General features: G+C 63.1%; 25 protein-coding genes and 2 tRNA genes. 17 read left to right on the top strand and 10 right to left on the bottom strand.

Going from position 1 to position 25,893, the window contains the following annotated elements:
* The first annotated feature begins 11 nt into the window (after positions 1–11).
* Genes pstC through phoR form a run of 6 tightly spaced genes read left to right on the top strand, consistent with a single transcriptional unit; the run spans position 12 to position 5,623 of the window.
* Complete coding sequence (gene pstC, locus AWB77_RS20350; RefSeq protein ID WP_061136367.1) at positions 12–995, top strand: phosphate ABC transporter permease PstC; 984 nt, start codon at positions 12–14, stop codon at positions 993–995.
* Positions 995–1,882: a phosphate ABC transporter permease PstA gene (gene pstA / locus AWB77_RS20345; protein WP_061136251.1), complete on the top strand. Its 888-nt coding sequence runs from the start codon at positions 995–997 to the stop codon at positions 1,880–1,882. The genes pstC and pstA overlap by 1 nt, the downstream gene beginning before the upstream one ends.
* Before the next feature lie 15 nt (positions 1,883–1,897).
* Complete coding sequence (gene pstB / locus AWB77_RS20340) at positions 1,898–2,758, top strand: phosphate ABC transporter ATP-binding protein PstB (protein WP_096031159.1); 861 nt, start codon at positions 1,898–1,900, stop codon at positions 2,756–2,758.
* Between the two features lie 39 nt (positions 2,759–2,797).
* Positions 2,798–3,502 (top strand): phosphate signaling complex protein PhoU, encoded by a 705-nt coding sequence (gene phoU / locus AWB77_RS20335; protein ID WP_061136250.1) that lies wholly within the window; start codon positions 2,798–2,800, stop codon positions 3,500–3,502.
* Positions 3,503–3,547: 45 nt separating this feature from the next.
* Positions 3,548–4,249, top strand: coding sequence for a phosphate regulon transcriptional regulator PhoB (phoB, locus tag AWB77_RS20330; RefSeq protein ID WP_035501625.1), 702 nt, complete (start codon positions 3,548–3,550; stop codon positions 4,247–4,249).
* A gap of 60 nt (positions 4,250–4,309) precedes the next feature.
* The gene (gene phoR, locus AWB77_RS20325; RefSeq protein WP_061136249.1) at positions 4,310–5,623 is read left to right on the top strand and encodes a phosphate regulon sensor histidine kinase PhoR; all 1,314 of its coding nucleotides are present in this window, start codon (positions 4,310–4,312) and stop codon (positions 5,621–5,623) included.
* Positions 5,624–6,362: 739 nt separating this feature from the next.
* Here phoR and ppk1 read toward each other — a convergent pair.
* Positions 6,363–8,426 carry a polyphosphate kinase 1 gene (gene ppk1 / locus AWB77_RS20320; RefSeq protein WP_061136248.1) on the bottom strand — a complete coding sequence of 688 codons (2,064 nt, stop codon included), beginning with the start codon at positions 8,424–8,426 and terminating at the stop codon, positions 6,363–6,365.
* Positions 8,427–8,679: 253 nt separating this feature from the next.
* On the opposite strand from ppk1, the gene ppx reads away from it, so the two are divergent.
* Complete coding sequence (ppx, locus tag AWB77_RS20315; RefSeq protein ID WP_061136247.1) at positions 8,680–10,191, top strand: exopolyphosphatase; 1,512 nt, start codon at positions 8,680–8,682, stop codon at positions 10,189–10,191.
* Positions 10,192–10,337: 146 nt separating this feature from the next.
* Here ppx and AWB77_RS20310 read toward each other — a convergent pair whose 3' ends face one another.
* On the bottom strand, positions 10,338–11,162 hold the full coding sequence (locus AWB77_RS20310) for a GNAT family N-acetyltransferase (RefSeq protein ID WP_061136246.1): 825 nt from the start codon (positions 11,160–11,162) through the stop codon (positions 10,338–10,340).
* A 120-nt stretch (positions 11,163–11,282) separates the two neighbouring features.
* The gene (locus AWB77_RS20305) at positions 11,283–11,750 is read right to left on the bottom strand and encodes a SixA phosphatase family protein (protein WP_061136245.1); all 468 of its coding nucleotides are present in this window, start codon (positions 11,748–11,750) and stop codon (positions 11,283–11,285) included.
* Positions 11,751–11,853: 103 nt separating this feature from the next.
* Between AWB77_RS20305 and AWB77_RS20300 the strand changes: the two genes are divergently transcribed.
* The 3 genes from AWB77_RS20300 to AWB77_RS36425 all read left to right on the top strand — a co-directional run bounded on the left by AWB77_RS20300 (position 11,854) and on the right by AWB77_RS36425 (position 12,445).
* Positions 11,854–11,930 (top strand) — tRNA-Pro (locus AWB77_RS20300).
* A gap of 70 nt (positions 11,931–12,000) precedes the next feature.
* Entirely contained in the window at positions 12,001–12,174 is a 174-nt protein-coding gene (locus tag AWB77_RS35900) for a hypothetical protein (RefSeq protein ID WP_157694845.1), read from the top strand.
* A 130-nt stretch (positions 12,175–12,304) separates the two neighbouring features.
* Positions 12,305–12,445 carry a hypothetical protein gene (locus AWB77_RS36425; RefSeq protein WP_167354159.1) on the top strand — a complete coding sequence of 47 codons (141 nt, stop codon included), beginning with the start codon at positions 12,305–12,307 and terminating at the stop codon, positions 12,443–12,445.
* A gap of 12 nt (positions 12,446–12,457) precedes the next feature.
* Here the strand turns inward: AWB77_RS36425 and AWB77_RS20295 are convergent, their stop codons facing one another.
* From AWB77_RS20295 to AWB77_RS20285, 3 genes are all read right to left on the bottom strand, one after another.
* The gene (locus AWB77_RS20295; protein ID WP_244158587.1) at positions 12,458–12,760 is read right to left on the bottom strand and encodes a hypothetical protein; all 303 of its coding nucleotides are present in this window, start codon (positions 12,758–12,760) and stop codon (positions 12,458–12,460) included.
* 47 nt (positions 12,761–12,807) lie between these two features.
* Positions 12,808–13,500, bottom strand: coding sequence for a peptidoglycan DD-metalloendopeptidase family protein (locus tag AWB77_RS20290; RefSeq protein ID WP_061136243.1), 693 nt, complete (start codon positions 13,498–13,500; stop codon positions 12,808–12,810).
* Between the two features lie 111 nt (positions 13,501–13,611).
* Positions 13,612–14,514 carry an aldose epimerase family protein gene (locus tag AWB77_RS20285; protein ID WP_061136242.1) on the bottom strand — a complete coding sequence of 301 codons (903 nt, stop codon included), beginning with the start codon at positions 14,512–14,514 and terminating at the stop codon, positions 13,612–13,614.
* Positions 14,515–15,084: 570 nt separating this feature from the next.
* On the opposite strand from AWB77_RS20285, the gene AWB77_RS20280 reads away from it, so the two are divergent.
* From AWB77_RS20280 to AWB77_RS20270, 3 genes are all read left to right on the top strand, one after another.
* Positions 15,085–15,915 carry an undecaprenyl-diphosphate phosphatase gene (locus AWB77_RS20280; RefSeq protein ID WP_061136241.1) on the top strand — a complete coding sequence of 277 codons (831 nt, stop codon included), beginning with the start codon at positions 15,085–15,087 and terminating at the stop codon, positions 15,913–15,915.
* A 110-nt stretch (positions 15,916–16,025) separates the two neighbouring features.
* Positions 16,026–16,102 (top strand) — tRNA-Arg (locus AWB77_RS20275).
* A gap of 302 nt (positions 16,103–16,404) precedes the next feature.
* Entirely contained in the window at positions 16,405–16,860 is a 456-nt protein-coding gene (locus AWB77_RS20270) for a response regulator (RefSeq protein ID WP_061136240.1), read from the top strand.
* On the opposite strand, the gene AWB77_RS20265 is transcribed toward AWB77_RS20270, so the two are convergent.
* Positions 16,760–18,052, bottom strand: a complete 1,293-nt coding sequence (locus AWB77_RS20265; protein WP_061136239.1) for a cyanate transporter — start codon at positions 18,050–18,052, stop codon at positions 16,760–16,762. The two genes, AWB77_RS20270 and AWB77_RS20265, sit on opposite strands and share 101 nt — an antisense overlap.
* Positions 18,053–18,190: 138 nt before the next feature.
* On the opposite strand from AWB77_RS20265, the gene AWB77_RS20260 reads away from it, so the two are divergent.
* Entirely contained in the window at positions 18,191–18,892 is a 702-nt protein-coding gene (locus AWB77_RS20260) for a GntR family transcriptional regulator (protein WP_061136238.1), read from the top strand.
* Between the two features lie 70 nt (positions 18,893–18,962).
* On the opposite strand, the gene AWB77_RS20255 is transcribed toward AWB77_RS20260, so the two are convergent.
* A complete protein-coding gene (locus AWB77_RS20255) occupies positions 18,963–20,534 on the bottom strand; it encodes an acid phosphatase (RefSeq protein ID WP_061136237.1) in 1,572 nt (523 codons plus the stop codon).
* Between the two features lie 249 nt (positions 20,535–20,783).
* Between AWB77_RS20255 and AWB77_RS20250 the strand changes: the two genes are divergently transcribed.
* From AWB77_RS20250 to AWB77_RS20240, 3 genes are all read left to right on the top strand, one after another.
* Complete coding sequence (locus AWB77_RS20250) at positions 20,784–22,142, top strand: cytochrome-c peroxidase (RefSeq protein ID WP_061136236.1); 1,359 nt, start codon at positions 20,784–20,786, stop codon at positions 22,140–22,142.
* A gap of 100 nt (positions 22,143–22,242) precedes the next feature.
* A complete protein-coding gene (locus tag AWB77_RS20245) occupies positions 22,243–22,641 on the top strand; it encodes an RT0821/Lpp0805 family surface protein (RefSeq protein ID WP_061136235.1) in 399 nt (132 codons plus the stop codon).
* Positions 22,642–22,660: 19 nt separating this feature from the next.
* Positions 22,661–23,110, top strand: a complete 450-nt coding sequence (locus tag AWB77_RS20240) for an NUDIX hydrolase (RefSeq protein WP_061136234.1) — start codon at positions 22,661–22,663, stop codon at positions 23,108–23,110.
* Positions 23,111–23,119: 9 nt separating this feature from the next.
* On the opposite strand, the gene AWB77_RS20235 is transcribed toward AWB77_RS20240, so the two are convergent.
* Both AWB77_RS20235 and AWB77_RS20230 read right to left on the bottom strand, forming a co-directional pair.
* Positions 23,120–24,058: a transporter substrate-binding domain-containing protein gene (locus tag AWB77_RS20235; protein WP_061136233.1), complete on the bottom strand. Its 939-nt coding sequence runs from the start codon at positions 24,056–24,058 to the stop codon at positions 23,120–23,122.
* An 82-nt stretch (positions 24,059–24,140) separates the two neighbouring features.
* On the bottom strand, positions 24,141–25,850 hold the full coding sequence (locus AWB77_RS20230) for a glutamine--tRNA ligase/YqeY domain fusion protein (RefSeq protein WP_061136232.1): 1,710 nt from the start codon (positions 25,848–25,850) through the stop codon (positions 24,141–24,143).
* Positions 25,851–25,893 lie beyond the last annotated feature (43 nt).

Here is a 25,893-nt window from a genome sequence, read left to right as displayed (position 1 = left end):
CCAAGGCTCCCATGTCGGACATCAACCTAGCGTCGGCACCGCCGGCCGCGCATACGCAGCGCGCGCCGAGCCGTATCGGCGACATCATTTTCGGCGGCGTGACACGGCTTGCGGCCGTCATCACGCTGCTTCTGCTCGGCGGCATCATCGTTTCGCTGCTCATCGCGTCGATGCCGACGATCCAGAAATTCGGCCTGTCGTTTCTCTGGCGCGCGGAATGGGATCCGCCCAGCGAAAGCTTCGGCGCGCTCGTGCCGATCTACGGCACCATCGCGACGTCGGTCATCGCGCTCATCATCGCCGTGCCGGTGAGCTTCGGCATCGCGCTTTTTCTGACTGAACTCTCGCCCGCGTGGCTGCGCCGCCCGCTCGGCGTCGCGATCGAACTCCTCGCGGCGATTCCGTCGATCGTCTACGGCATGTGGGGCCTGCTCGTGTTTGCGCCAATCTTCGCGCAGTACTTCGAAAAGCCGCTCGGCAAGCTGCTAGGCGGCGTGCCCGGCATCGGCATCTTCTTTCAGGGACCGCCCATCGGCATCGGCATCCTGTGCGCGGGCGTCATTCTCGCGATCATGATCATTCCGTACATCGCGTCCGTGATGCGCGACGTGTTCGAAGTGACGCCCGTGCTGCTGAAGGAATCGGCATACGGCATCGGCTGCACGACGTGGGAAGTGATGTGGAAGATCGTGCTGCCGTACACGCGCGCCGGCGTGATCGGCGGCGTCATGCTCGGCCTTGGCCGCGCGCTCGGCGAGACGATGGCGGTCACGTTCGTCATCGGCAATACGAATCTGCTCGACAACGTGTCGCTCTTTTCGCCGGGCAACAGCATCACCTCGGCGCTCGCGAACGAATTCGCGGAAGCGAGCCCGGGTCTGCATACGTCGGCATTGATGGAGCTCGGCCTGATTCTCTTCGTCATCACGTTCTTCGTCCTCGCGCTCTCGAAGCTGATGCTGCTGCGCATGGAACGCGGGGAGGGCCGTAAATAATGAGCCGTCCCGCTACGTTCAATCAGGATCCGGGCCGCGTCGAAGCGACGCGTCAGAAGCTGCAGCGCCGCCGCCGCGGCACCAACGCGGTCGCGCTGACGCTCTCGCTCGCCGCGATGGCCTTCGGTCTCATCTGGCTCGTGTGGATTCTCTTCACGACGCTGAAGCTCGGCATCGGCGGTTTGTCGGTCGAGCTCTTCACGCAATCGACGCCGCCGCCGAACACCGATGGCGGTGGGCTCGCCAACGCGATCGTCGGTTCGCTGATGCTCGTCGTGCTCGCGACGTTCGTCGGCACGCCGCTCGGCATTCTCGCGGGCGTGTATCTCGCGGAATACGGCCAGAAGCGCTGGCTCGCGAGCGTCACGCGCTTCATCAACGACATTCTGCTGTCGGCGCCTTCGATCGTCGTCGGTCTTTTCGTCTATGCGATCGTCGTCGCGAAGATGGGCCGCTTCTCGGGCTGGGCCGGCGTGATCGCGCTGGCGCTGCTGCAGATTCCGATCGTCATCCGCACGACGGAAAACATGCTGAAGCTCGTGCCCAACGCATTGCGCGAAGCCGCGTTCGCACTCGGCACGCCGAAGTGGAAGATGGTGATGTCGATCACGCTGAAGGCATCGGTCGGCGGCATCGTGACGGGCGTGCTGCTCGCCGTCGCGCGTATCGCCGGCGAAACCGCGCCGCTGCTTTTCACGGCGCTGTCGAATCAATTCTTCTCGTGGGACATGAATCAGCCGGTGGCGAATCTGCCGGTCACGATCTACAAGTTCGCGATGAGTCCGTTCCCGCAGTGGCAATCGCTCGCGTGGGCCGGTGTGTTCCTGATTACGCTCGGCGTGCTGGGTCTGAATATCCTGGCGCGCGCGATCTTCTCGAAGAAATAAGGGTGGAGTGATTCCATGAACATGGTCGAAAGCGGTGTCAACCACCATGAAAAGCAGATCGGGCGCGGCCCGGTGCCGGGCAGCGTGCGCCCGACGCACGGCTCGCAGCCTGCCGATTCCATCAAGCCGAAGATCGAGGTGAACAACCTCAACTTCTTCTACAACAAGTATCACGCGCTGAAGAACATCAACCTGCGCATTCCCGAGAAGAAGGTGACGGCGTTCATCGGTCCGTCGGGTTGCGGCAAGTCCACGCTGCTGCGCACGTTCAACAAGATGTATGCGCTCTATCCCGAGCAGCGTGCCGAAGGCGAGATCCTGATGGACGGCACGAACCTGCTCGACACGACGAAGGACATCTCGCTCTTGCGCGCGCGCGTGGGCATGGTGTTCCAGAAGCCGACGCCGTTTCCGATGTCGATCTACGACAACATCGCGTTCGGCGTGAAGATGTTCGAGCAACTGTCGCGCTCGGAGATGGACGACCGCGTCGAGTGGGCGCTGACGAAAGCCGCGCTCTGGACCGAAGTGAAGGACAAGCTGCAGCAGAGCGGCTACGGTCTGTCGGGCGGTCAGCAGCAGCGTCTGTGCATCGCGCGCGGCATCGCGATCCGTCCGGAAGTGCTGTTGCTCGACGAGCCGTGCTCGGCGCTCGATCCGATTTCGACGGGCCGTATCGAAGAGTTGATCGCCGAGCTCAAAAGCGATTACACGGTTGTCATCGTCACGCACAACATGCAGCAGGCGGCGCGTTGTTCGGACTACACTGCCTATATGTATCTCGGTGAATTGATCGAGTTCGGCGACACCGAAAAGATCTTCATCAAGCCGGCCCGCAAGGAAACGGAAGACTACATCACGGGCCGCTTCGGCTGATGGTCAGCCAGGTGAAAACACAAGGCTTAAGGAGCACATATGTCCGATAAACATCTCTCGAGCCAGTTCGACGCCGACCTCAACGCGGTGTCGTCGAAAGTGCTGGAAATGGGCGGTCTCGTCGAGTCGCAGATCATCGCGGCGATGCAGGCGCTGAACGAATTCGACATCGGCATCGCGGATCAGGTGATCGCCGCCGAAGCGCGTCTGAACACGATGGAAGTCGTGATCGACGAGGAGTGCAGCAACATCATCGCGCGCCGTCAGCCGGCCGCGCGCGACTTGCGTCTGCTCATGGCGATCTCGAAGACGATCACGAATCTCGAGCGTGCCGGCGACGAAGCCGAGAAGATCGCCAAGCGTGTCAAGCGCATCAACGAAGACGGCGCGGGCCGCACGGTGAACATCGCGGAGATCAAGCTCTCGGGCGAGATGGCGGTGTCGATCCTGCGCCGCGCGCTCGATGCGTTCGCGCGTCTCGACACGGTTGCAGCCGCGCAGATCGTGCGCGACGACAAGGCCATCGACGATGAATTCCGCGCCTTCGTGCGCAAGCTCGTGACGTACATGATGGAAGACCCGCGCACGATTTCGGCGGGCCTCGACTATCTGTTCATCGCGAAGGCGGTGGAGCGCATCGGCGATCACGCGAAGAACATCGCCGAATTCATCATCTATATCGTGAAGGGCACCGACGTGCGGCATATTTCGCGCGATCAGCTCGAGCGCGAGGCGTTGAGTTAAACCCGCGCAATCGTTTCATTTCAAGCAAAAGGTCAAGAGGTGCCGATGCCCAGCAGTATCCTCGTCGTCGAAGACGAACCCGCGATCTCCGAACTGATTTCGGTGAATCTTCAGCATGCGGGACATTGCCCGATTCGCGCATATAACGCGGAGCAGGCGCAAAACCTGATCAGCGACGTGCTGCCCGATCTCGTGCTGCTCGACTGGATGTTGCCGGGCAAGTCCGGCATCTCGTTCGCGCGCGACTTGCGCAACAACGAGCGCACGAAGCACATTCCGATCATCATGCTGACGGCGCGCGGCGACGAGCAGGACAAGGTGCTCGGCCTCGAGATCGGCGCGGACGATTACGTCACGAAGCCGTTCTCGCCGAAGGAACTGATGGCGCGCATCAAGGCGGTGCTGCGCCGCCGCGCGCCGCAGTTGACCGAAGACGTGGTCGCGATCAACGGGCTGCGTCTCGATCCGGCGACGCATCGCGTGGCGGCGAGTCATTCGGGCAACGACATCAAGCTCGATCTCGGCCCGACCGAATTCCGGCTGCTGCATTTCTTCATGACGCATCCGGAGCGCGTGCACAGCCGCACGCAGTTGCTGGATCAGGTGTGGGGCGATCACGTGTTCGTCGAGGAGCGCACGGTCGACGTGCACATCAAGCGTCTGCGCGCCGCGCTCAAGCCGGCGGGCTGCGATGCTATGATCGAAACGGTGCGCGGCAGCGGTTACCGGCTTGCGAAGAGTGCGTGATTTCGTTTAGCGACGCCGTTTCACCTTGCCGCATCAACGTCACTCAGACTCACCGACAACATGAACATCATCTGGACGCGTGCGATCGTGTCCCTCGCGCTGCTCGCCGCGCTCTGCGCCGCAATCGGCGCATTTGCAGGCGTGCGCGTGGCGCTCGCCTTTGCGGTGGTCATGCTCGTCGTGCAAGGCTTCTTCGTCACCTATCACATGCAGCGCCTGTGGCGGCTGCTCGAAGCGCCGGTCTACGGCGAGGTGCCGAGCGCGCTCGGCATCTGGGGCGAAATCTACTATCGACTGCACAAGCTCGCGAAGCGCTGGCATGCGCAAGTGCGTCAAGTGGAGCAGCAACATGCGCGCTTCATTCAGGCGATCCAGGCATCGCCCAACGGCGTCGCGATGCTCGACGATCACGATCAGATCGAGTGGTGCAATGCCATCGCCGAGAAGCATTTCGGCCTCGATTCGAAGCGCGATCTGCGCCAGCACATCACGCATCTCGTGCGTCATCCGGACTTCGTTCGTTATCTCAATGCGCACCACTACGAAGAGATGCTCGTGATGCGCGGCATGGGCGTGAATCGCAAGTACACGGTGTCGGTGCAGGTCTTTCCGTATGGCGACAATCGCAAGCTGCTGCTCACGCAGGACATCACCGAACTCGAGCGCACGGATTCGATGCGCCGCGATTTCGTCGCCAATGTTTCGCACGAGTTGAAGACGCCGCTGACGGTGTTATCGGGCTTTCTGGAAACGATGCGCGAGTTGCCGCTCGATGAAGCCGATCGAATGCGATATCTCGACATGATGGAACAGCAGGCGTCGCGCATGCAGAACATCGTGCGCGATCTGCTGGTGCTTGCGAATCTCGAAGGCGACATGCGCCCGCCTGGCGATGAACTGCTCGACATGCGCGCGGTGATGCGTCATCTCGAAGACGATGCGAACAATCTTTCGAACGGGCGGCATCGCATTACGTTCCATAGCGACGATGCGCTAACGGTCGCGGGCGTGGAGACGGAAGTGATGAGCGCGCTCGGCAATCTCGTGACGAACGCGGTGCGTTACACGCCGGATGGCGGGACGATCGAGGTGACGTGGCAACGCATGAAGGATCGGGCGGTTTTCACTGTGCGGGATAGCGGGTTGGGGATTCCTGCGGAGCATATTCCGCGGTTGACGGAGCGGTTTTATCGCGTGGATCGGAGCCGGTCGCGGGATACGGGCGGGACGGGGCTCGGACTTGCCATCGTCAAGCATGTGTTGCAGCGGCATAACGCCGAGCTCGATGTCAAAAGCGAAGTCGGGAAGGGGAGTATGTTTATCGTGAGGTTTCCCGCGTCGAGGACGGCTTTGCGGAAGTCATTGGCGGCTTGATTTTTTTTCGCCGGATCCCGTTTTGCTATCGGTTTATTAGCACTGCCCCTGTGCGGGGCGGCAGTCACTTTCTTTGCTGCTGCAAAGAAAGTAACCAAAGAAAGCAGCTTTTTAGGCCCGCGGTCACACGCACGTTGGGTAGTTCTCTCGTCCACGGTGGCACTCGCCTAAAGAGTGCCCTCATCACAATCACCCGGCTTGGCTCGCGCACGGTCTGACACATCGCGCCGCGTGAGTAAGTGGTTCAGCACCAGGCAGTTCCGACCCGCTACGCGGCCGATGGGTTCATCGGGTCCGTAACCGAAGGCGCATCTGGATAGGTTTCATCGCGGTTTAATTCGCATATCGAACTAGCTCGTTCACGCTACGTGATCGATGGGTTAATCGCGAGCGCTGGCGCATTCGCACGCATACCATCGGTGTCCCTTGCATACCCGACGGCAGCGCGTAGCGCTGTGCCGAAGCTCTCTTGTGCTGAACCCGCGTGCGGAAAGGACTGGCTAGTCAGACCGTGCGCGAGCCAAGCCCGGTTGGGCCTATGAGAGCGACACTTAGGCGAGTGCCACTTGGGACGAGAGAACTACCCAACGTGCGTATGACCGCGGGCTTGAAAAGCTGCTTTCTTTGGTTACTTTCTTTGCAGCAGCAAAGAAAGTGACTGCCGCCCCGCACAGGGGCAACGCTGATAGACCACATACAACACGGGATCCGGCAAAAACAAAACCCAGCGGAGCAAGAATCAGGAACAAAACTTAGCCAGCAAACCAAGTTGAGCGTTACGAATAGCCTTCCCGGGCCGGCGTTTCCGATAATGCCCATCACTCTGCATGACCCAGGCCGACTGGTTATCCCCCAATGACGCTGACAAACCTTCAGCGATAACCCGCCGCTTCAACCGCCGATCGCGAATCGGAAACGCCACCTCCACCCGCCGGAAGAAATTCCGGTCCATCCAGTCAGCGCTCGAAAGAAACACATCTTCCTTGCCGTTAGCATAGAAATAGAAGATGCGATGATGTTCGAGAAACCGCCCGACGATCGAGCGCACGGTGATGTTCTCCGAAAGATCCTCGACGCCAGGCTTCAACGAACACACTCCCCGCACGATCAGATCGATCTTCACGCCCGCATGCGAAGCCTCGTAAAGCGCGGCAATAACGGTAGGTTCCAGCAAAGCATTCATCTTCGCGACGATGCGCGCACGGCGCCCCGCACGCGCATGTTCTGCCTCGGCGCGAATCGCATCGATCAGCTTCGCATGCAGCGTAAAAGGCGATTGCCACAACTGATGCAGCGGAATCTCCCCGCCGATACCCGTCAGTTGCTGAAAGACATGATGCACGTCCTCGCACATTTCCTGATCGGATGTCATCAACCCGAAGTCGGTATAAAGACGCGCCGTGCGCGGATGATAGTTGCCCGTGCCCAGATGCGCATAACGCTTCAACACGAGCTTGCCGCCTTGCGACACGCGCCGCACGATCAGCATCATCTTCGCATGGCACTTGTGGCCGACGACGCCATACACTACATGCGCGCCCACCGCTTCGAGCTGCGACGCCCAGTTGATGTTCGTCTCTTCGTCGAAACGCGCAAGCAGTTCCACGACGACCGTCACTTCCTTGCCGTTGCGCGCGGCCTGCATGAGGGCATCCATCAACGGGGAATCGGTGCCGGTGCGATAGATCGTCTGCTTGATCGCAACGACCTGCGGATCTTTCGCCGCCTGCAAAAGCAGCTCCAGCACCGGCTGAAAGCTCTCGTACGGATGATGCAGCAGGATGTCGCCCTGGTCGATCGCATCGAACAGGTTCGACGTGTTCGCGATGGCCTTCGGCACCGACGGAATATGCGGCACGAACTTGAGATCGGGCCGATCGACCATCTCGGGCAACTGCATGAGACGCACGAGATTCACCGGCCCGTTCACGCGATACAGATCGCGCTCGCTCAACTGACCTTCATCGAGCAGACGGCGCACGAGATGCGGCGGCGTCTCCGCCGACACTTCCAGACGCACCGCATTGCCCAGATGCCGCGCGGGCAATTCGCCCTGAAGCGCGACGCGCAAATTGGTGATCTCGTCTTCATCGACGAACAATTCGCTATTGCGCGTGATGCGAAACTGATTGCAACTGCGCACGACGAGATGCGGAAACAGATCGTTCACGAAGTGCTGCATGAACGAGCTCAGCAACACGAAGCCATGCGGATAACCCGACAGCGCTTCGGGCATGCGCACGAGGCGCGGCAGTGCGCGCGGCGCTTGAACGATGCCCATCATCGCCTGACGGCCGAAGGCGTCGGTGCCTTCCAGCTCGACGACGAAATTCAGGCTCTTGTTCAGCACGCGCGGAAACGGATGCGCGGGATCGAGGCCGATCGGCGTGAGGACCGGCAATAGCTCGCTGTGAAAGTATTCGCGTGCCCACGCGGTCTGCTGCTCCGTCCAGCTTTCGACGCCATGAAAGTAGATGCCTTCCATCTCGAGCGCGGGCAGCACGATGTCGTGCAGCATCGAGTATTGCTGGCGCACGAGGCGCTGCGCGCGTTCCGAAACGAGATCGTAGACGTGTTGCAGCGACATGCCGTCCGGCGAGAGCGAGCCGGGGTTGTCGCGCATCTGCTCTTGCAGGCCCGCCATACGCACTTCGAAAAACTCGTCGAGATTGCTGCTGGTGATGCAGATGAAACGCAGGCGTTCCAATAAGGGCACCGTCGTATCGGCGGCTTGCGCGAGGACGCGCTCGTTGAAACCTAATATGCCCAGTTCGCGGTTGAATAACGGATAGCGTATGGACATCGGAGGGAGGGAAGGTGTCTCGATCAGATGGGCAAGGGAACTCTCGGATGCTCTCACAGTATGATGTATTTTTTATGACAGAACGAATGTCACAAATTCTACTCACAATGCGGATAGCGTTGCGAGCGCGAAAGCGCGGTTTTCAACGGGATAGCAAGGCCTTGGCCCGAACGCGGCATAGAATAGAATTCGTGCGCTGCAACAGCGCCGCTGTGACAGTGCCTTTCACCACTTCACGATTTCTGGATATCCGATGGTCACACATCCCCATCTACTTGCCGCCGTCGACCTCGGATCGAACAGTTTCCGGTTGATCGTCGGACGGGTCGAGGAAACGCCCGCCGGCAGCCAGATCTACCAGGTCGATGCGCTGCGCGAGCCCGTGCGTCTCGGCGGCGGCCTCTCCAAGGACAAGATGCTCGACCGCGCGTCGCAGGTGCGCGGCTGGGACGCGCTGAAGCGCTTCGGCGAGCGGCTCCGCGATTTCCATCCCGATCAGGTGCGCGCCGTCGCCACCAACACGCTGCGCGTCGCGAAAAACGCGCACGACTTTCTCTCCGAGGCAGAGGCCGCGCTCGGGTTTCCGATCGAAGTCATCGCCGGGCGCGAGGAAGCGCGCCTCATCTACGCGGGCGCCGCGCATTCGGTGCCGGCGAGCGCGGGCAAGCGGCTCGTGGTCGATATCGGCGGCGGCTCGACGGAGTTCATCATCGGATCGCATTACACGCCGATCCACATGGAAAGCCTCTATATCGGCTGCGTGAGCCATAGCCGCCAGTTTTTCCCGGCCGGCAATGTCGACGAATACACGATGCGTCAGGCCGAACTCGCCGCCAAGCGCGAAATTCAGATCATCTCGAGCGAATACAAGGGAACCGGCTGGGATCAGGCGATCGGCTCGTCGGGCACGGCGCGCGCGCTTGCGGAACTTATCGAGGCGAACGGTTTCAACGACGAAGGCATCACGCACGGCATTTCGCGCGGCGGGCTGGAAAAGTTGAAGCGCGCGCTCATCAAGGCAGAGAACGTGAACCGGCTGAAGCTCATCGCGCTGAAGCCCGATCGCGTGCCGGTGCTGGCGGGCGGGCTGTCGATCATGCTCGGCGTATTCGAGGAACTCGGCATCGAATACGCCGATACGACCGATGCCGCGCTGCGGCTGGGCGTGCTCTACGACCTGCTTGGGCGCTCGCAGCATCAGGACATGCGCACGGTGACGGTCGAAGGCTTCAAGCGCCGTTATGGCGTCGATGCCGCGCAGGCGGAGCGCATCGGCGAACTGGCAATCAGCTTCTACGATCAGCTCGGCGAACCCGACGAAGATCTGCGCGAAGAGAATCGCATGTTCCTCGCGTGGGCGGCGTCGCTGCACGAGATCGGCCTGTCGATCGCGCATAGCGCCTATCACAAGCATTCGGCGTATATCGCGAGCAACGCCGACATGCCGGGCTTCTCGCGCACCGATCAGGCGCGTCTCGCCGCGCTCGTGCTCGGGCATGCGGGCAAGCTCGGCAAGCTCGCTCAGGCGCGCGACATCGAATGGACGCTGCTTTTCTGTCTGCGTCTCGCGGCGCTGCTGTCGCGCCGGCGCGCGGACGTTGGACTGCCGGGCATCGAGGTCAAAAGGGCGGGCGCGGGTTTCGAAGTGCATCTGCCGAACGAATGGGTCGCCAATAATCCGCTCACGGATTACAGCCTCGTTCAGGAAGCGATGGAATGGGAAAAGATCGGCCGGCCGTACCGCGTGGTGTACACCGGCGACTAACGACTAACGACTAACGACTAACGACTAACGACTAACGACTAACGACTAACGACTAACGACTAACGACTAACGACTAACGACTAACGACTAACGACTAACGACAAGGCCCCGTCGGACGATCGGGGCCTTGTGCGTTTCCAGGGACTTCAGCGTCCCGGCATGTCGCCGATGAAATGCCGCGCGTAACGCGCGTTGATGTCGGAGAGGCGGAAGAGGGTGAGGAAGTCGGCGGTGTTGAAATCGGGATCCCATGCGGGCGCGCCGCAGATCTTCGCGCCGAGGCGAAGATAACCCTTCACGAGCGGCGGCGGGCTCACGTTCGCGCCCGTGCCCAGTTCCTCGACGGGCAGCGGCGTGTGCGGGAACGCGCGATATTCGGGCGCGGTGAGCGCATCGGCGGCAAGCGACGTGTAGAGGTTCGCTGCGTAATGCCCGCCGTCGATCATGCCGACGCTCGCGCAGCCGAGCATCGTTTCGTAGCCGTTCTGCATCATGTACGCGGCGAGGCCGCCCCACAGCGACATGATGACCGCGCCGTTGCGATAGTCCGGATGCACGCACGAGCGGCCCACTTCGACGAGCTTGGGCCGCAAATGCGTGAGGCGCGACACGTCGAACTCGCTTTCGGCATAGAGACGTCCGATGCGCGCGGCCTGATGCGGCGGCAGCACGCGATACGTGCCGACGACCTGCAGCGTATCGAGATCGCGTACGAGCAGGTGATCGCAATAGGCGTCGAAGGCATCGACGTCGAGGCCCGCGGGGCCCGACAGACGCGCGCCCATTTCTTCGGAGAACACCCGGTAGCGCAGACGTTGCGCGTCGCGCAGGGCGTCGTCGTCACGCGCCCACACGACTTGCAGGCGCTCGCGGCCTGTATTCGTTTCCGACGTGCGCGGAAGGCGGCGGCGCGAATCGAGCGAGAGCGATGACGCTCCGAGTTGCAGGAAAGGCGTCGGCGAATCTTGCATTGGCGTTCCTCGACAGGACGTTGCTGGGCTTCAAGTCCTCGCCAATGTAGTAATGCAGGGTGACGCTCGCATGGCATCGCAATGACGTTTCGATGAAACGACATCCGGATGAACGCGAGCTTACGACGCCTGGAGCAGGTCCGGATTGATGACCGCGCGCAGCACGCTTTGCCCGTCGCCGGCGCGCGTACGCGACTGGAGCCACCAGATGCCCGACTTCTTGATCGACCATTCCGCTTCGTGGCCGGTCATGAGAAGCGCGGCGACCCGGCCGAGCGTCGGCTGATGCCCGATTACAACGACTGTCTGCGCGATGCCGTCCGGCCAGCCGGCTGCATCGAGCACGGCTTGCGCGCCGTTGCCGGGCGCGAGCGCGTCGATCACGCGATAGCGGTCGCCGAAGGCTTCGGCCGTCTGGATCGTGCGCGTCGCGGGACTGGCGAGCAGTACGGCATCATCGTCGATGCGCGATTTCAGCCACTTCGCGATGCCTTGCGCCTGCTTGCGTCCGCGCGGCGTGAGTTGCCGCGCGAGATCGCTCGACGCCTGATCTTCCGCTTCGGCGTGTCGCCAGAGAATGAGGTCCATCGATCGTCTCCGTAGTTAGTTCGCCTTTGGGTGACCCAGAAAGATGCGTGCCTGCATACGGCATTGCGAACGCGCGCGAGGCACGTTACAATCTGCGGCTCGTCGGAGCGTAGCGCAGCCTGGTAGCGCATCTGATTTGGGATCAGAGGGTCGAAGGTTCGAATCCTTTCGCTCCGACCACCATACACGAAGGGGTTACAAGTCTTGGCTTGTAGCCCCTTTGTCATTTCTACGCTCGTCAGGGAGTCACATGCCGCGTATCGTTTCCGCCTCCGTTTGCGCCGTCTTCTTCGCGCTCGGGCTCGCCGCCTGCGCCGAGCCCGCTCATCATCGGCACGAACCGCAGGACCCGCCCGACTATAAAGGCGTGCCGACGGACATGACGCCGCCATCCATGATCACCGATCCGTCCAAACCGCAGTAACGCGAGTCTCGGGCGCGGCATCCGACAAATCGGAAAATGCTACCTGGCGCACGGATTAAGAGGATTCACCGGGGCGGAGAGATTGCCGGGCAGCTATCATCGGCTGAACTTGTATCCGAATGTATCTGCTATGGATCTGCTCTGGATTTTTGCCGCCGTCGCACCGCTCGCCGTGGCAGCGCTCATTGCGTTCGCCGCGCATATCGATCCGGTGTCGGGCCATTGGCGCAGGCGCGCGCTGACGAACCGCAACGATGCCGCCGACGCCTGACCGCGCGCGTCGTCACTGCTTGCAGCGAATCACCATCGAACGGTTCTTGATGTTCGCGCCGAAAATGCCGCCGACCGTGCCGCCAGCGGTCGCGCCGTTGTCGGCATCTTTCGAGATCACGTCGTAGCCATACGCGCCGCACATCTCGCCCGCCTGCTTGTAGCAGGCCGCCCAACTCGTGCTCGCATCACCGCCGCTGCAGTTGATCGCGAAGCCCGTGTCGCCCGATGGCAGATAGGTCATCGTCGGACCGCTCGCGCAGCCGGAAAGGGCGGCGCTCAGTGCAAACGCCGCGCCGAGCGCGGCGGTGTTCATCCTCATCGTCAATCTCATCGATCTTCCTCGTAACGTCCGCCGGATATTCAGCGCGGCGGCAGATAGCGCGCCGGGTCCGTCGAGCGGCCCATGTAGCGCACTTCGAAATGCAGCATCGTGCGATTGCTGTCGGTGTCGCCCATTTCGGCGATTTGCTGGCCCTGCTGCACGGTCTGGCCTTCCTTCACCAGCAGCGCGCGATTGTGGGCATAGGCGGTCAGATACTCGTCGTCGTGCTTGATGATGAGCATGTTGCCGTAGCCGCGCAGGCCATTGCCGGCGTAGACGACATTGCCGCTCGCCGCAGCGACGACGGGCGTGCCCGCCGCATTCGCGATGTCGATGCCCTTCGAGTTCTTGCCGTCGAAGCCGCGAATGACGCTGCCTTGCGCCGGCCACACGAGCGTGACGCCCGGTCCCGCCCTGGTTTGCGACTGCGCCTGCGCGCTCGAATCGCCCTTCGCGCTGCCGGCCGCCGCCGCACCCGACGTATCCGCGGCGCTCGCGCTGGCCGCCGGCGGCGCGATGCGCAGCACCTGCCCGACCTCGATGGCGTCCGGATTCGCCAGCCCGTTCCAGCGCTTGACGTTCGCGACCGTGGTGCGATTCTCCCGCGCGATTTTCGACACCGTGTCGCCGCGCTCGACGCGATAGAAACCCGGCGCAACCGGCCCCGTCCCACAAGCGGCCAGCACTGCGACGAGCGATGCGCAGACGAGCCGTCGAATTCTTTTTTGCAAACCTGACCTCGCGAAGCACCGCCGCGCGCAGTGCGGGGCACGGCGGCGCGGCGAATCGAAACGCAGGATTTTACCGTCTCGGGTTTCCCCGGACAAAAGACGGCGTCCGCCTCACGCGTCTGCCGCGACGACGAGCCTGAGCAACGCCGTCTCGGTCTTGCCCGGCGCGAGCCAGCGCAGGCCGCGGCCGTTGTGAATGGCGTCGGGCAGGCCGATCCACGGCTCCACGCAATAGAAGTCCGAGGTATCCGATTCGGTCCAGGTCGTGACCGCGTACCAAGGCACCGAGTCCGGCTGCTGCAGTTCGAAGCTGATCGTGCGCGCGAGGCCTGGCAGCTTCAGCACCACGGGTTCGTCGGTTTGACGCGTGAGGCAATGAAACGTATCGACGATGCCCGGATCGGCCAGCGAATAGCGCGGCAGGCCGGGCTCGGCCTCGGTAATCGAGCCGTCGGCGAGTTGACGGCGACGCTCGGTGTGCGGCAGCTCGACGCTGCTCGCCGCGCGCTGGCCGTGCGGCAGATGAAAATAAAAGTGATGCCCGGCGTAGTAAGGCAGCGCGACTTCGCCGGGATTCGACGTCGTCAGTTCGACTTCGAGCGTGTTGCCGTCGACGATGCGGTACGCCGCCTCGAAGCGGAACGCGAACGGATAGCCGTCGCGCGTGGCGTCGCTGTCGACGAGCGTCATGCGCAGACCGTGGCCGTCGGCGTCGCGTGTGGAGGAGAAGGGCAGATTGCGCGCGAAGCCGTGCGTCGGCAGCGCATGGACGATGCCTTCGGGATCGCGCCATCTGCCGATTTCGCCATCGACGAAATGCCGGCCGAGAAACGGAAAGAGCAGCGGATTGCCGCCGCGGATTTTTGCGGGATTGGACCAGTCGGCCGCGTCGGGCCAGTGCACGACCGGCTCGCCGCCGACGCGCCAGGTCATGAGCCGTCCGCCCGCGTGCGGCGCGAGCACAATGGCGGCGCCGTCGCGCTCGATTTCGATGATGTCGTTTTGCGATGACATGTTGGCAGGCGCTCCGTTGGATGGCGAGGCGCCGCGCGCGCTTTTGAGCGGCGCGGCTCGAACCCGACGATTCTGCCTTGGAATCACGTCGGGAAAAACCCTTTGCGGGAAATTGCGACTGAGCAAGGCGTATGCAATATGTTGTTATATGTTTCCTGTGTTGGAAACCAGACGGACAAGGAGCAACCATGGATCTGGCGATGGCAATGGGCGTCGCGATGTTCGCCCTCTTCGGCGCGAGCACGGCGGTCTTTCTGCACCAGTTGAAGGGCTGACGGGGCAACCGCGAATGCGCAGCGGCGCGAAGCGAGCCGGTATGCATTTCTTTCGTATTGCCTATAGTATTCTTTCGATCGATATTCGTTTTGCCGACGGTTGACTGTCGGCGCAATTTGTGTGCGGTAAGCGCTTGGCGCCCGATTTAGCCGACGGCATAATCGGTCCCGTTCGCGCGCCGTATCGATTCATCCTTCCTGTTGCAATTCCCTGTCCGCCTCCTTCGGCTTCGCGTGACGCGAGGAATGGAACTGCACGGCGCGTCCTTCACCTTCCCCGACAAAGGACCGACGCGTGACTCTGTGGTTTCTCGTATTCTTAAGCGTGCTCCAGGGCGTGACCGAACTCTTTCCGGTGAGCAGCCTCGGCCATACGCTGCTCGTTCCCGGCCTGATCGGCATGCATATCGACAAGCATGCGCCGCAATTGCTGCCGTTTCTCGTCGCGCTGCATCTCGGCACGGCCATCGCGCTGCTCTGGTATTTCCGCGACCGATGGATCGCGCTGATTCGCGGCTTCTTCGCGTCGCTGGGCGGGCGCAAGAACGACGACGGCCACATGATGTGGGCGCTCATCATCGGCACGATTCCGACGGGCATCGTCGGCTTGCTGCTCGAAAAACGGCTCGAAGCGATCTTTCACGATCTGCGGATCGTCGCGGCGGCGTTGATCGTCAACGGCGTGCTGCTGTGGCTCGGTGATCGCCTGCAACGAAGCCGCGTGACGCGGGCGCCCGAAAAGCTCACGTTCAAGCAGGCGTTTCTGGTCGGCCTTGCGCAGATCGGCGCGCTGATTCCTGGCTTCTCGCGCAGCGGCCTGACGATGATCGCGGGCGTCGGCGCGGGACTGACTGCCGAGGCGGCCGCCGAGTTCTCGTTTCTGCTCGGCACGCCGATCATCTTCGCGGCGGGCGTGCTCGAATTGCCCAAGCTCTTTCATGCACCGGGACAACTGGCGGATGCGCTGCTCGGCGGCGTGCTGACCGGCATCGCGGCGTATTTGAGCGTGCGTTTCCTGATGCGTTACTTCGAGGGACACGGCAAGCTGGCGTCGTTCGGCGTGTATTGCGTGATCGCGGGAATCTTCTTCCTCGGCTGGTTCATGATGCATCCGCAACCGGTGTGACGAGCCGGGACAAGGGCGGCGGCGAATGAGGTAAAATCGCGGTCTTCTTCGATGCGCGGCGTTTTAGCCTTTTGTTTTCCGAGTTTGCTTTCGCCGCGCGTTCAGGTTCTCCGCCCTTAGCTCAGCTGGATAGAGCAACGGCCTTCTAAGCCGTAGGTCACACGTTCGAGTCGTGTAGGGCGGGCCAGTCAGCCCGCGTCGAGCCCGGTCTTTTGGCTGGGCTTTCTGCTTTCTGCTTTCCGCACGCTGCAACTACGCCGCGAGCATCGACCGGCCAGGACGAATCGAGTTCCTGGCCCGCTTCCTGCCATTCCTTTCCTCGCGTGCGTTTCCCATGCGGCGCATCCCGCGCCACGCAACGCATCGGAAAAATTAACCAGCTCGTACAAGCAAGCGTGCCGCCCATCGACGGTGCGCCGATGCGTCATCGTGGCGCGCGGTGCGCCATGCCGGTGAGTTTGCGCGCCGCATCGTCGCAAGAGGGATGACTTGAACAATCGAGCATACGAAACCAGCCCCGCGCAATGCTCGTTATGGAACCGCAAGCGAGCGCGCCTGCAACCGGATTCGCGGCGCGTGCTGCTGGCGCTGCCGGAGCGCATGCTCGGCGCATCGCTCGTGTCGTTGTTCGAGCTGAAGGGCTTTCCGGCGCGGCTCGCGGTGGATGCCTCGTCGGTCAGGCAGTCGGTGGAGGCATGGCGTCCGCACGTGCTCTTTCTCGATACGCGCGTCGGCGGCTGCGGCAACTACGCGCTCGTGCGCGAGCTGCGCGATGCAGACGACGACGCGAACCGCCTCATCATCGCGATGAGCGGTTTTCTGCCCGAAGAACCGATCGCGCATCTCAAGGAAGCGGGCTACGACGGGCATTCGCGCCGTCCGTGTCCCGTGTGGCAGATGACCGATCTGCTCGACGAGTTCTTCGCGTGTCACGCGGTTCGCTGAACACGGCGGAGCGCATCGCACGCGCGTAACTGCGCGGCCCGAACACGGCATTGAGCGCGATCATCGCGATGAGGCTCGCGGCAAGCATCATCCACGACATCGAAAAGCCGCCGCTCACGTCTCGCACCACGCCCGCGACGACCGGCGCCAGCGCCGCGATGACGAACCCCACGCCCTGCACGAACGCGACGAGGCGCGCGGCGAGGCCGGGATCGTCGGCGTGATCGAGCGTCAGCACGAGCGAGAGCGCAAACACGCCGCCGAGCCCGCCGCCGAGCAACGCGACGACCGCGAGCGGCGAGGCCAGCGGCGCGGCGAGCAAAAGCGCGAAGCCCGCAAGCTGCGCCACGAGCCCGAGCGCGATCCACGGACGGCGGTCCTTGCCGCGTCCGAACTTCGCCGCCGCCATCGGCAGCAGCAGCGCGGACGATGCCTGGAACACCGTGAGCATCGCGAGCAGCGCGCCACTCTCGGTCACGCCGCGTCCGAGTTGCTGGTAATACGCGGGCATCCACGCGACGAGGCTCGTATAGCCGCCGTTGACGAGCCCGAAGAAAATGCCGAGCGTCCACGCGCGGCGATTGCGAAAGAGCGAAGGCGCAGGTTGCGCGTCACGTGCCGATACGGCGCGCGGCGGCGCATCGGCGCGCATCAGAAGCATCCATAACGCGAGCGCGACGAGCGCGGGCATGGCCCAGAACGCGAGCCCCGCCTGCCACGACACGTGCGACGCGAGCGCCGGCGTGATGCTCGCGCCGAGCCCGCCGCCCGCCATGATCGACGCGGAATAGAGGCCCATCGCGAAGGGCAGGCGCGCGGCGAAGCGCGTCTTCATCACGCCGGGCAACAGCGCCTGAATGACCGCGACGCCCGTGCCTGCGACCGCCGCGCTCGCGATGAGCGCCGCGGCGTTCCCGGCGACGAGCCGCGCCGCGCACGCCGCGACGATCGCGATCAGCCCGAGCGCGACGCCGCGCGCATTGCCCATCGAGCGTGACAGCGCGCTCGCGCCGAACGCGCACAAACCCATCGCGACGACGGGCAGGCCGGTCAGCATCGACGCGCCGCGAAACGACAAGCCCGTCGCGTGCAGGATCACGCCCATCAGCGGGCTGATCGAGGTGAGCAGCGGCCGCAGATTCAGTCCAATGGCGACGATCACTGCGAGCCACGCGAAGTTGGATGTTTTCATGCGATGCGATCCTCCTGGCGCGCGACGTTTTGGTTGACCATTTTATAGATATTTGGTCAACCAGATATTCGCCCGCGCGAATAGACCGGATTCGCGCGGGCTCGCTACAATGCGGTTCATCGCAACACGGCGGGCATCATGGCATCGCGCATCGGCACATCATCGAACGATATTTCCGCTGACGAGCGCGTCTACGCGGCCATCGCGTCGGCGCTCCTGCAGGGCAAGCTCGCGCCCGGCGCGCAGCTCGTCGAACGGGAGCTCGCCGCCGCGTTCGACTGCACGCGCGGCACGATCCGCAAGGTGCTCGCGCGGCTCGGCGCGGAAGGCAAGCTCACGCTGGAGGCGAATCGCGGCGCGTTCGTACCGTCGCCGACGCCCGCCGATATCCGCGAGGCGTATCGCGCGCGGCAAGTGGTGGAGGCGGGCATCGTCGCGTCGTTGTGCGGCGCGCTGAACGCGCGGGCGCTGCGCGCGCTGCGTGCCCACGTGAAGGCCGAACAGCGCGCATTGAAGTCGGGGAACGTGGCCGAGTGCGTGCGTCTCGCAGGTGACTTTCATGTGCTGCTCGCGCAGCTAGCGGGCGCACCGGACGTGCAGGCGTTCCTCGCGAAACTGGTCGCGAAGACCGAGCTGTACAAGGCGCTCTTCGATCCGTCGAAGCTGTCGAACTGTTCATCGGATGAACATGGCCGGCTCGTCGATGCGCTCGAAAACGGCAAGCTGCCCGCCGCGCTCACGGCGATGCGCACGCATATCGACGAACTCGAAGCGCGCGTGCTCGCGCAGGCGGGCGAGGCGCGCACCAACGATCTCGCGACGCTCTTCGCGCACGCGTGAACATCGGCAAAAGAAACGGGCCGCGGTTCGATGAACCGCGGCCCGTTTCATGGCAACGTCTGCGTGATGCTTACTGCGAGAAGTCGAGCGCGTTGGTCAGATCGCCCATCTTCTGCGCGCCGTTCGACACCAGCGCGGCGTCGCGCGCCGTCAGGCCCGGCAGCGACGGCAGGTTGAAGCGCTTCGTGATGAAGCGAAGGATCGACGTCGTGTCGTATTGCGTGTGATCGACGAAGCCCTTCTTCGCGTAAGGCGAAATGATGAGCGCAGGAATACGCGTGCCCGGACCCCAGCGGTCGCCCTTCGGCGGCGCGACGTGATCCCAGAAGCCGCCGTTTTCATCGTAGGTCACGACGACGACCATGTTGTTCCACTGCGGGCTCTTCTGCAGATGCGAGATCAGATCGGCGATGTGCTGATCGCCTTGCGCGACGTCGGTATAGCCCGCGTGCTCGTTCAGGTTGCCCTGCGGCTTGTAGAACGCGACTTGCGGCAGCGTGCCGGCATCGATCGCCTTGATGAACTCCGAGCCGTTCGTGCCGCCGTCGAGCAGATGCTGCGCGCGATTGGCCGTGCCCGGCGCGAGGTCGGCGAAGTAGTTGAACGGCTGATGGTGCGTCTGGAAGTCGGGCACCACGTTGACCGCGCCGTTGATGACCGAGCGGTTCGCCAGCGCCGCGCCCCACGAGCCGCCGTACCACGCCCAGCTCACGCCCGCGCTGTTGAGCAGATCGCCGATGTGCTGCTGCGTCTGCGGCGGCAGCGTGTTGGCCTTGGTCGCATCGCCGAGCGCCGGATCGACGCCGGCGGGCGCCGGGTTGCCGCTCGGCTGATACGGCGGCTGCATCGTGTTGACCGCGTAGAAGTCGGGCGTGAGCGTGCCCGAATTCACGAACTGCGCATCGGCGGAACCGGTGAGCGCCGAAGGCGGCGGATTGGTCTTGAGCTTGAGCGACACGCCATCGGCATTGACGGCCGATATCGAACCGGACGCGACGCTCTTGTCCGCGTTCGGGTAGACCGGCGTGCACGCGCAGACGAGCCATTGGTGATTCAGGAACGAACCGCCGAACGCGCCCATGAAGAAGTTGTCCGCGAGCGTGTATTGCTGCGCGATCTTGTAGAGCGGCAGCTTGTCCGGCGGCGTGTCGTAGTGGCCCATCACGAGCGCGCCCGAATCGCCCCATGCGGCGAACTTGTCGTTCTTGCCGCCGTCGATCTGCATCTGGTTCTCGTAAAAGCGGTGATACAGATCGCGCGTGGTGACGTTGAGCTGGATGTTGAAGCCCTTCGGATCGTCGATCGCGAACGGCGCGTTCGGCATGTTCGTCGTCATCGCCGCGGTGATCGCCGGCGTCACGCCCGTCGCCGTCAGGCCGGTCCAGATCGTCGGCAAGGTCGGCAGCACGCTGCCGTCGCGGTCGAGCTGCTGCGCGCTTGCCGCCGTCACGTTCTGCAGTCCGTTCGCGCCGGGGAAATGCCCGTACAGATTGTCGAAGCTGCGGTTTTCCGCGTAGATCACGACGACGTTCTTCACCGAGGAAATATCGCTGCTGTCGTGATGGTCGTCGCCACCGCATGCGTAGAGGCCGAATGCGGCAGTGGCCGCGAGCAGCACCGCGCAAACGAGTTTCTTGTTCATTGAGGATCTCTCTTGTGTTGGGGACCGGCGCACGGCGCGGAGTCATCGTCGAATGAGCCTTTGATCGCCGGCGTGCGCAGTGTCGCAACGCAAGTTGACGCAAGCGTGTAATAACGCTTTCGTTTGCGTAATGTTTGCTTAATAAACTTCGGATCGCGCGAGCCGATCTGAAAGCATCGGCTGCTGTCACATGGAAGACACGCGTCTGACATACGCTTCGGCATCTTTCGATTCCGATGCGCCACGTCCATGTCTTCGATGCGTCTGCCGTTCGTTCTCTGCTCTTTCACGCTTGCCGCGTTGTCCGTGGCGATGAGCGGCTGCGATTCCCATGCGGCGGGGCAGAACGCGTCGAACGTGTCCAACGCGTCGAACGTCACTCCGCCCGCAGGCGCTCCCGCGCCGCATGGGCAATGGCGCGCGGAAGTGTTCGCGCACGTCCGGCAGATCACGGTGCTCGGCGAGAAGCTGTTCTTCGATCCATCGTTATCCGGTTCCGGCAAGCTCGCGTGCGCGTCGTGCCACAGCCCGAGCCATGCGTTCGGGCCGCCGAACGCGCTCTCCGTTCAACTGGGCGGCAACGACATGCACCGGCCGGGCTTTCGCGCGGTGCCGTCGCTGAAGTATCTGCAATCGGTGCCGGCATTCACGCGCCACTTCCACGATTCCGACGATGAAGGCGACGAAAGCGTCGATGCCGGCCCGACGGGCGGTCTCACGTGGGACGGGCGCGTCGATCGCGGTTCGGATCAGGCGCGCATCCCGATCCTGTCGTCGTTCGAGATGGGCAGCACGCCTGCGAAAGTCGTCGCGGCCGTGAAGGCGTCGCCCTATGCCGACGATTTTCGCAAGGCCTACGGCGCCGATGTCTTCGCTAGCGACGACAAGGCGTTCGCCTCGGTGCTCGAATCGCTCGAAGCGTTCGAGCAATCGCCCGAGAAGTTCTACCCGTACACGAGCAAATACGACGCGTTCCTCGCGGGCCGCGCGAAGCTCAACGACGCCGAGATGCACGGCCTGCAGCTCTTCAACGACGAAAGCAAGGGCAACTGCGCGTCGTGCCACATCAGCCAGCGCGCGAAGGACGGCTCGCCGCCGCAGTTCAGCGACTTCGGCCTGATCGCGATCGGCGTGCCGCGCAACCGCGCGCTGCCGATCAACCATGACCCGAACTTTCACGATCTCGGCGCATGCGGTCCCGAGCGCCGCGATCTGAAAGGCATGGACGAGTATTGCGGCATCTTCCGCACGCCGTCGCTGCGCAACGTGGCCACGCGCAAGACCTTCTTCCACAACGGCATCTATCATCGTCTCGAAGACGTCGTGCGCTTCTATGTCGAGCGCGATACGAATCCCGAGAAGTTCTATCCGGTGTCGAAGAACGGCGCCGTCCAGAAGTTCGACGATCTGCCGAAGAAGTACTGGGAGAACGTCAACACCGAGCCGCCGTTCGATCGCAAGAAGGGTGACAGGCCCGCGATGGACGAAGCCGAGATCAGGGATGTCGTCGCGTTCCTCGGCACGCTCACCGACGGCTACGATCCGTCGAAGGACAAGGACGCGCAAAAAGGCACCGGCATCAATGAAATGAAGGCCGCGCAAAACTGACACGGGGCGCGGCGCGGCCCGCGCATCATGCTATCCTCGTTCGCACCGATGACCGGCGCGCGGTCGTCGGCGAGACCCCATCGCAACGAGGAGAATCTTCATGCCGATTCGAGATCGAGCGCTCTCTCATGCCGCTATCCGGACGATCGCCGCAGCCGCGCTCGTCGCCGTGAGCGCGACTGCATCCTCCGCCAATCTCGGCTTCCTGAACAACACGCCGATCACGTACATGAAGCAGCGCGACCTGCAGGCGCTCAACAACGCCGCGCAGATCGCACTCAATACGAAGAAGGACGGCGAGTCGCTCGAATGGGACAACAAGGGCACGGGCAACACGGTGCCGATCAACGGTACGGTGACGCCGCAGGAAACCTTCGAATCGGACGGACTCAAGTGCCGCAAGGTCACGCTCGTCGCGATTGCGAAAGGGCAGACGCAGACCTGGATGCCGACTGCGTGCAAGCAGAGCGACGGCAAATGGAAGCTCAAGAAACAGTGATGACCGGAGCGAGCAATCGATGACCGCCCGCACCGTGTCGTGCGGCGTGGTCATCCTGAACGGGCAGGGCGACGTGCTGCTGTGTCACGCGACCGAAACCACGCACTGGGACGTGCCCAAGGGCGCGGCCGACCCTGGCGAGAGTCCGCGCGAGGCCGCGCTGCGCGAGCTCGTCGAAGAGACGGGCATCGTGCTGCCCGCCGAGCGGCTGAAGGATCTCGGCCGCTTCGTCTATCGCCGCGACAAGGATCTGCATCTGTTCGCGGTGCGCGTGTCCGAAGCCGAGGTGCAGCTCGAGAACTGCGTGTGCGAGTCGTACTTTCCGCGCTATAGCGATGGCACGATGATCCCCGAAATGGATGCGTATCGCTGGGTCAGTCCCGCGGACGTCGATCAATTCGCGAGCCGCAGCCTCGCGCGCCTCTTCCAGACGACGCTTTCGCTGGCCGAGCTGCACGAGACGCTCTGAGCGGCGCGATCAGTCGATGGTACGGTCGTTGGGATTGGCGAAGAGCGCCTTCATTTCCGCCGACATCGGGAATTGCAGATTCATGCCGTCCGGCGGAATCGGGCGCATGAACCACGTCTCGTAGAGCTTCGTGGCTTCGCCGGAGCGCTGCATGTTGGCGATGACGTCGTCGACGATCTGCTTGAACACCGGGTCGCCCTTTCGCATCATGCAGCCGTACGCTTCGTTTGCGAGCGGCGCGCCCGTCACCACGTAGTCGTTGCGCGCCGCGCCTTCCTGCGCGATCTTGCCGTAGAGAAGCGGATCGTCCATCACGAACGCGACCGCGCGATTTGACTTCAGCGCGGCGAACGCCTCCGCGTGATCTCGCGCGCTGATGATGCGCAGATTCAGCTTCCTGTCGATGCTCATCTGCCGCAGCATGCGCTCGTCGGACGTGCCCGCCGTCGTCGACACGGTCTTGTTGGCGAGATCGTCGTAATCGCGAATGCCCGAATTCTTCTTCACGGCCATGCGGATGCCGTACTGGAAGAAGCTGTTCGAGAACGCGACGAGCGGATCGCGCTCGGCCACGTGCGCCGTCGAGCCGCATTCCAGATCGACCTGATTGTTCACGACATAGGAGATGCGGTTCGCCGACGTGACCATCACGTTCTTGACCGCGAGATTCGGCATGTTGAGGCGCTTCTTGATCTCGCCGACGACCTTGAGCGCGATGTCGTACGAATAGCCGACGGGCTGCTGCTTCACGGTGTACGAGAACGGCACCGACGATTCGCGCGTGCCGAGCACGATCGCGCCGTTCTCCGCGATCTTGCGCAGCGTGGCCGAAGGCGGCATCTGATCGACGGCAGTCTGCGCCTTGACGAGTTCGGCGGCTGCGGTGGCGGCGTGCGCGCCGGCGGTCGTGAGCAGGGCCAGCGCGGCGATGGCGTGCTTCGGCTTCATGATGTCCTCGAAGGCGGCGAAAGGCGGTGAGGCGGTGAAGACACGGGCAAGGGCGCCGCGCGGCGCCCTTGTCGCGTCGCTATCAGGCCGGCTTGCCCCAGCTGTCGCGCAGGCTGACGATGCGGTTGAACACGGGCTTGCCCGGCTGCGAATCCACGCGATCCGCGACGAAATAGCCATGCCGCTCGAACTGGAAGCGGTCTTCGGCGTTTGCGTCGCGCGCGCTCGGTTCGAGATACGCGTTCACGATGCGCTTCGAATCCGGATTGAGCGCATCGAGGAATTCCGCGCCGCCCGCGCCGGGCTGCGGCTCCTTGAAGAGACGGTCGTACAGACGCACTTCGGCCGCATAGGCGCTCGCCGCGCTGACCCAGTGGATCGTGCCCTTCACCTTGTAGTTGTTCGCGCCTTCGGTGCCCGACTTGCTGTCCGGGAAGTAGTTGCAATGCACGGCGATCACGTTGCCGTTCTCGTCCTTGTCCGCGCCGGTGCATTCCACGATGAAGCCGTACTTCAGACGCACCTTGTTACCGGGGAAGAGGCGGAAGTAGCCCTTCGGCGGCGTTTCCTGGAAGTCCTCGCGCTCGATCCACAACTCGCGCGAAAACGGAAACGCGCGCACGCCGCGATCCGGATGATGCGGATGCACCGGCGCGCTGCACGCTTCGCTCTCACCTTCCGGATAGTTGTCGATGATGAGCTTGAGCGGATCGAGCACGGCGATCGCGCGCGGCGCTTTCTCGTCGAGATCGTCGCGCAATGCGCCTTCGAGAATGCTCATGTCGATCCACGAATCGACCTTGGTCACGCCGACGCGCTCGACCATCAGACGGATGCTCTCCGGCGTGAAGCCGCGACGGCGCACACCGACGATGGTCGGCATGCGCGGATCGTCCCAGCCGTCGACGTGATTTTCCTGCACGAGTTGCAGCAGCTTGCGCTTGCTCGTGATCGCGTACGTGAGATTCAGCCGCGAGAATTCGATCTGCTGCGGCAGCGGACGTTCGAACACGCCGTCGTTCGCGAGCTGCGCGAGGAACCAGTCGTAGAGCGGCCGATGATCCTCGAACTCCAGCGTGCACAGCGAGTGCGTGATGTTCTCGATCGCGTCCGACACGCAATGCGCGTAGTCGTACATCGGATAGATGCACCAGGTGTCGCCGGTGCGGTAGTGATGCGCGAAGCGGATCCGGTAGATCACCGGATCGCGCATGTTGAAGTTCGGCGACGCCATGTCGATCTTCGCGCGCAGCACGTGCTCGCCTTCCTTGAACTCGCCCGCCTTCATGCGGCGGAAGAGGTCGAGGTTTTCGTCCGGCGTGCGGTCGCGATACGGCGAATTGATGCCCGCTTCGGTGGCCGATCCGCGCGTCGCGCGCATCTCGTCGGCGGTTTGACTGTCGACGTATGCCTGGCCTTTCTCGATCAGCATTTCGGCGTAGTCGTACAGCTTGTCGTAATAGTCGCTCGCGAAGTACTTGTGCTCCGCGCCGTCCTTGTTCCAGTCGAAGCCGAGCCATTTCACCGCGTCGATGATCGAATCGACGTACTCGACGCTTTCCTTCTCGGGGTTCGTGTCGTCGAAGCGCAGGTGGCACACGCCGCCGTAGTCCGCGGCGAGGCCGAAGTTCACGCAGATGCTCTTCGCATGGCCGATGTGCAGATAGCCGTTCGGCTCCGGCGGAAAGCGCGTTTCGACCCGCTGCGACCATTTGCCCGAGCGGTTGTCGTCTTCGATGATGTTGCGGATGAAATTGGATGGCGCCGGAGCGTCGTTGCGATCGGTGTTCATGCGGAGAAAGTGGCAGCGGATGCGCTCGCGCGCGTGATCGGTT

The sequence above is a fragment of the Caballeronia fortuita genome, from assembly GCF_001544835.2.
GTDB classification, from domain to species: domain Bacteria; phylum Pseudomonadota; class Gammaproteobacteria; order Burkholderiales; family Burkholderiaceae; genus Caballeronia; species Caballeronia fortuita.
The sequence above is the reverse complement of the archived record's forward strand: the minus strand, read 5'-3'. Positions and strand labels throughout refer to the sequence as shown.

What these genes read in the sequence shown, in the direction of transcription:
- pstC (WP_061136367.1), top strand. Translation starts at nt 12, where the DNA reads ATGTCGGACATCAACCTAGCGTCGGCACCGCCGGCCGCGCATACGCAG.
- pstA (WP_061136251.1), top strand. Translation starts at nt 995, where the DNA reads ATGAGCCGTCCCGCTACGTTCAATCAGGATCCGGGCCGCGTCGAAGCG.
- pstB (WP_096031159.1), top strand. Translation starts at nt 1,898, where the DNA reads ATGAACATGGTCGAAAGCGGTGTCAACCACCATGAAAAGCAGATCGGG.
- phoU (WP_061136250.1), top strand. Translation starts at nt 2,798, where the DNA reads ATGTCCGATAAACATCTCTCGAGCCAGTTCGACGCCGACCTCAACGCG.
- phoB (WP_035501625.1), top strand. Translation starts at nt 3,548, where the DNA reads ATGCCCAGCAGTATCCTCGTCGTCGAAGACGAACCCGCGATCTCCGAA.
- phoR (WP_061136249.1), top strand. Translation starts at nt 4,310, where the DNA reads ATGAACATCATCTGGACGCGTGCGATCGTGTCCCTCGCGCTGCTCGCC.
- ppk1 (WP_061136248.1), bottom strand. Translation starts at nt 8,426, where the DNA reads ATGTCCATACGCTATCCGTTATTCAACCGCGAACTGGGCATATTAGGT.
- ppx (WP_061136247.1), top strand. Translation starts at nt 8,680, where the DNA reads ATGGTCACACATCCCCATCTACTTGCCGCCGTCGACCTCGGATCGAAC.
- AWB77_RS20310 (WP_061136246.1), bottom strand. Translation starts at nt 11,162, where the DNA reads ATGCAAGATTCGCCGACGCCTTTCCTGCAACTCGGAGCGTCATCGCTC.
- AWB77_RS20305 (WP_061136245.1), bottom strand. Translation starts at nt 11,750, where the DNA reads ATGGACCTCATTCTCTGGCGACACGCCGAAGCGGAAGATCAGGCGTCG.
- AWB77_RS35900 (WP_157694845.1), top strand. Translation starts at nt 12,001, where the DNA reads ATGCCGCGTATCGTTTCCGCCTCCGTTTGCGCCGTCTTCTTCGCGCTC.
- AWB77_RS36425 (WP_167354159.1), top strand. Translation starts at nt 12,305, where the DNA reads ATGGATCTGCTCTGGATTTTTGCCGCCGTCGCACCGCTCGCCGTGGCA.
- AWB77_RS20295 (WP_244158587.1), bottom strand. Translation starts at nt 12,760, where the DNA reads ATGAACACCGCCGCGCTCGGCGCGGCGTTTGCACTGAGCGCCGCCCTT.
- AWB77_RS20285 (WP_061136242.1), bottom strand. Translation starts at nt 14,514, where the DNA reads ATGTCATCGCAAAACGACATCATCGAAATCGAGCGCGACGGCGCCGCC.
- AWB77_RS20265 (WP_061136239.1), bottom strand. Translation starts at nt 18,052, where the DNA reads ATGAAAACATCCAACTTCGCGTGGCTCGCAGTGATCGTCGCCATTGGA.
- AWB77_RS20260 (WP_061136238.1), top strand. Translation starts at nt 18,191, where the DNA reads ATGGCATCGCGCATCGGCACATCATCGAACGATATTTCCGCTGACGAG.
- AWB77_RS20255 (WP_061136237.1), bottom strand. Translation starts at nt 20,534, where the DNA reads ATGAACAAGAAACTCGTTTGCGCGGTGCTGCTCGCGGCCACTGCCGCA.
- AWB77_RS20250 (WP_061136236.1), top strand. Translation starts at nt 20,784, where the DNA reads ATGTCTTCGATGCGTCTGCCGTTCGTTCTCTGCTCTTTCACGCTTGCC.
- AWB77_RS20245 (WP_061136235.1), top strand. Translation starts at nt 22,243, where the DNA reads ATGCCGATTCGAGATCGAGCGCTCTCTCATGCCGCTATCCGGACGATC.
- AWB77_RS20240 (WP_061136234.1), top strand. Translation starts at nt 22,661, where the DNA reads ATGACCGCCCGCACCGTGTCGTGCGGCGTGGTCATCCTGAACGGGCAG.
- AWB77_RS20235 (WP_061136233.1), bottom strand. Translation starts at nt 24,058, where the DNA reads ATGAAGCCGAAGCACGCCATCGCCGCGCTGGCCCTGCTCACGACCGCC.
- AWB77_RS20230 (WP_061136232.1), bottom strand. Translation starts at nt 25,850, where the DNA reads ATGAACACCGATCGCAACGACGCTCCGGCGCCATCCAATTTCATCCGC.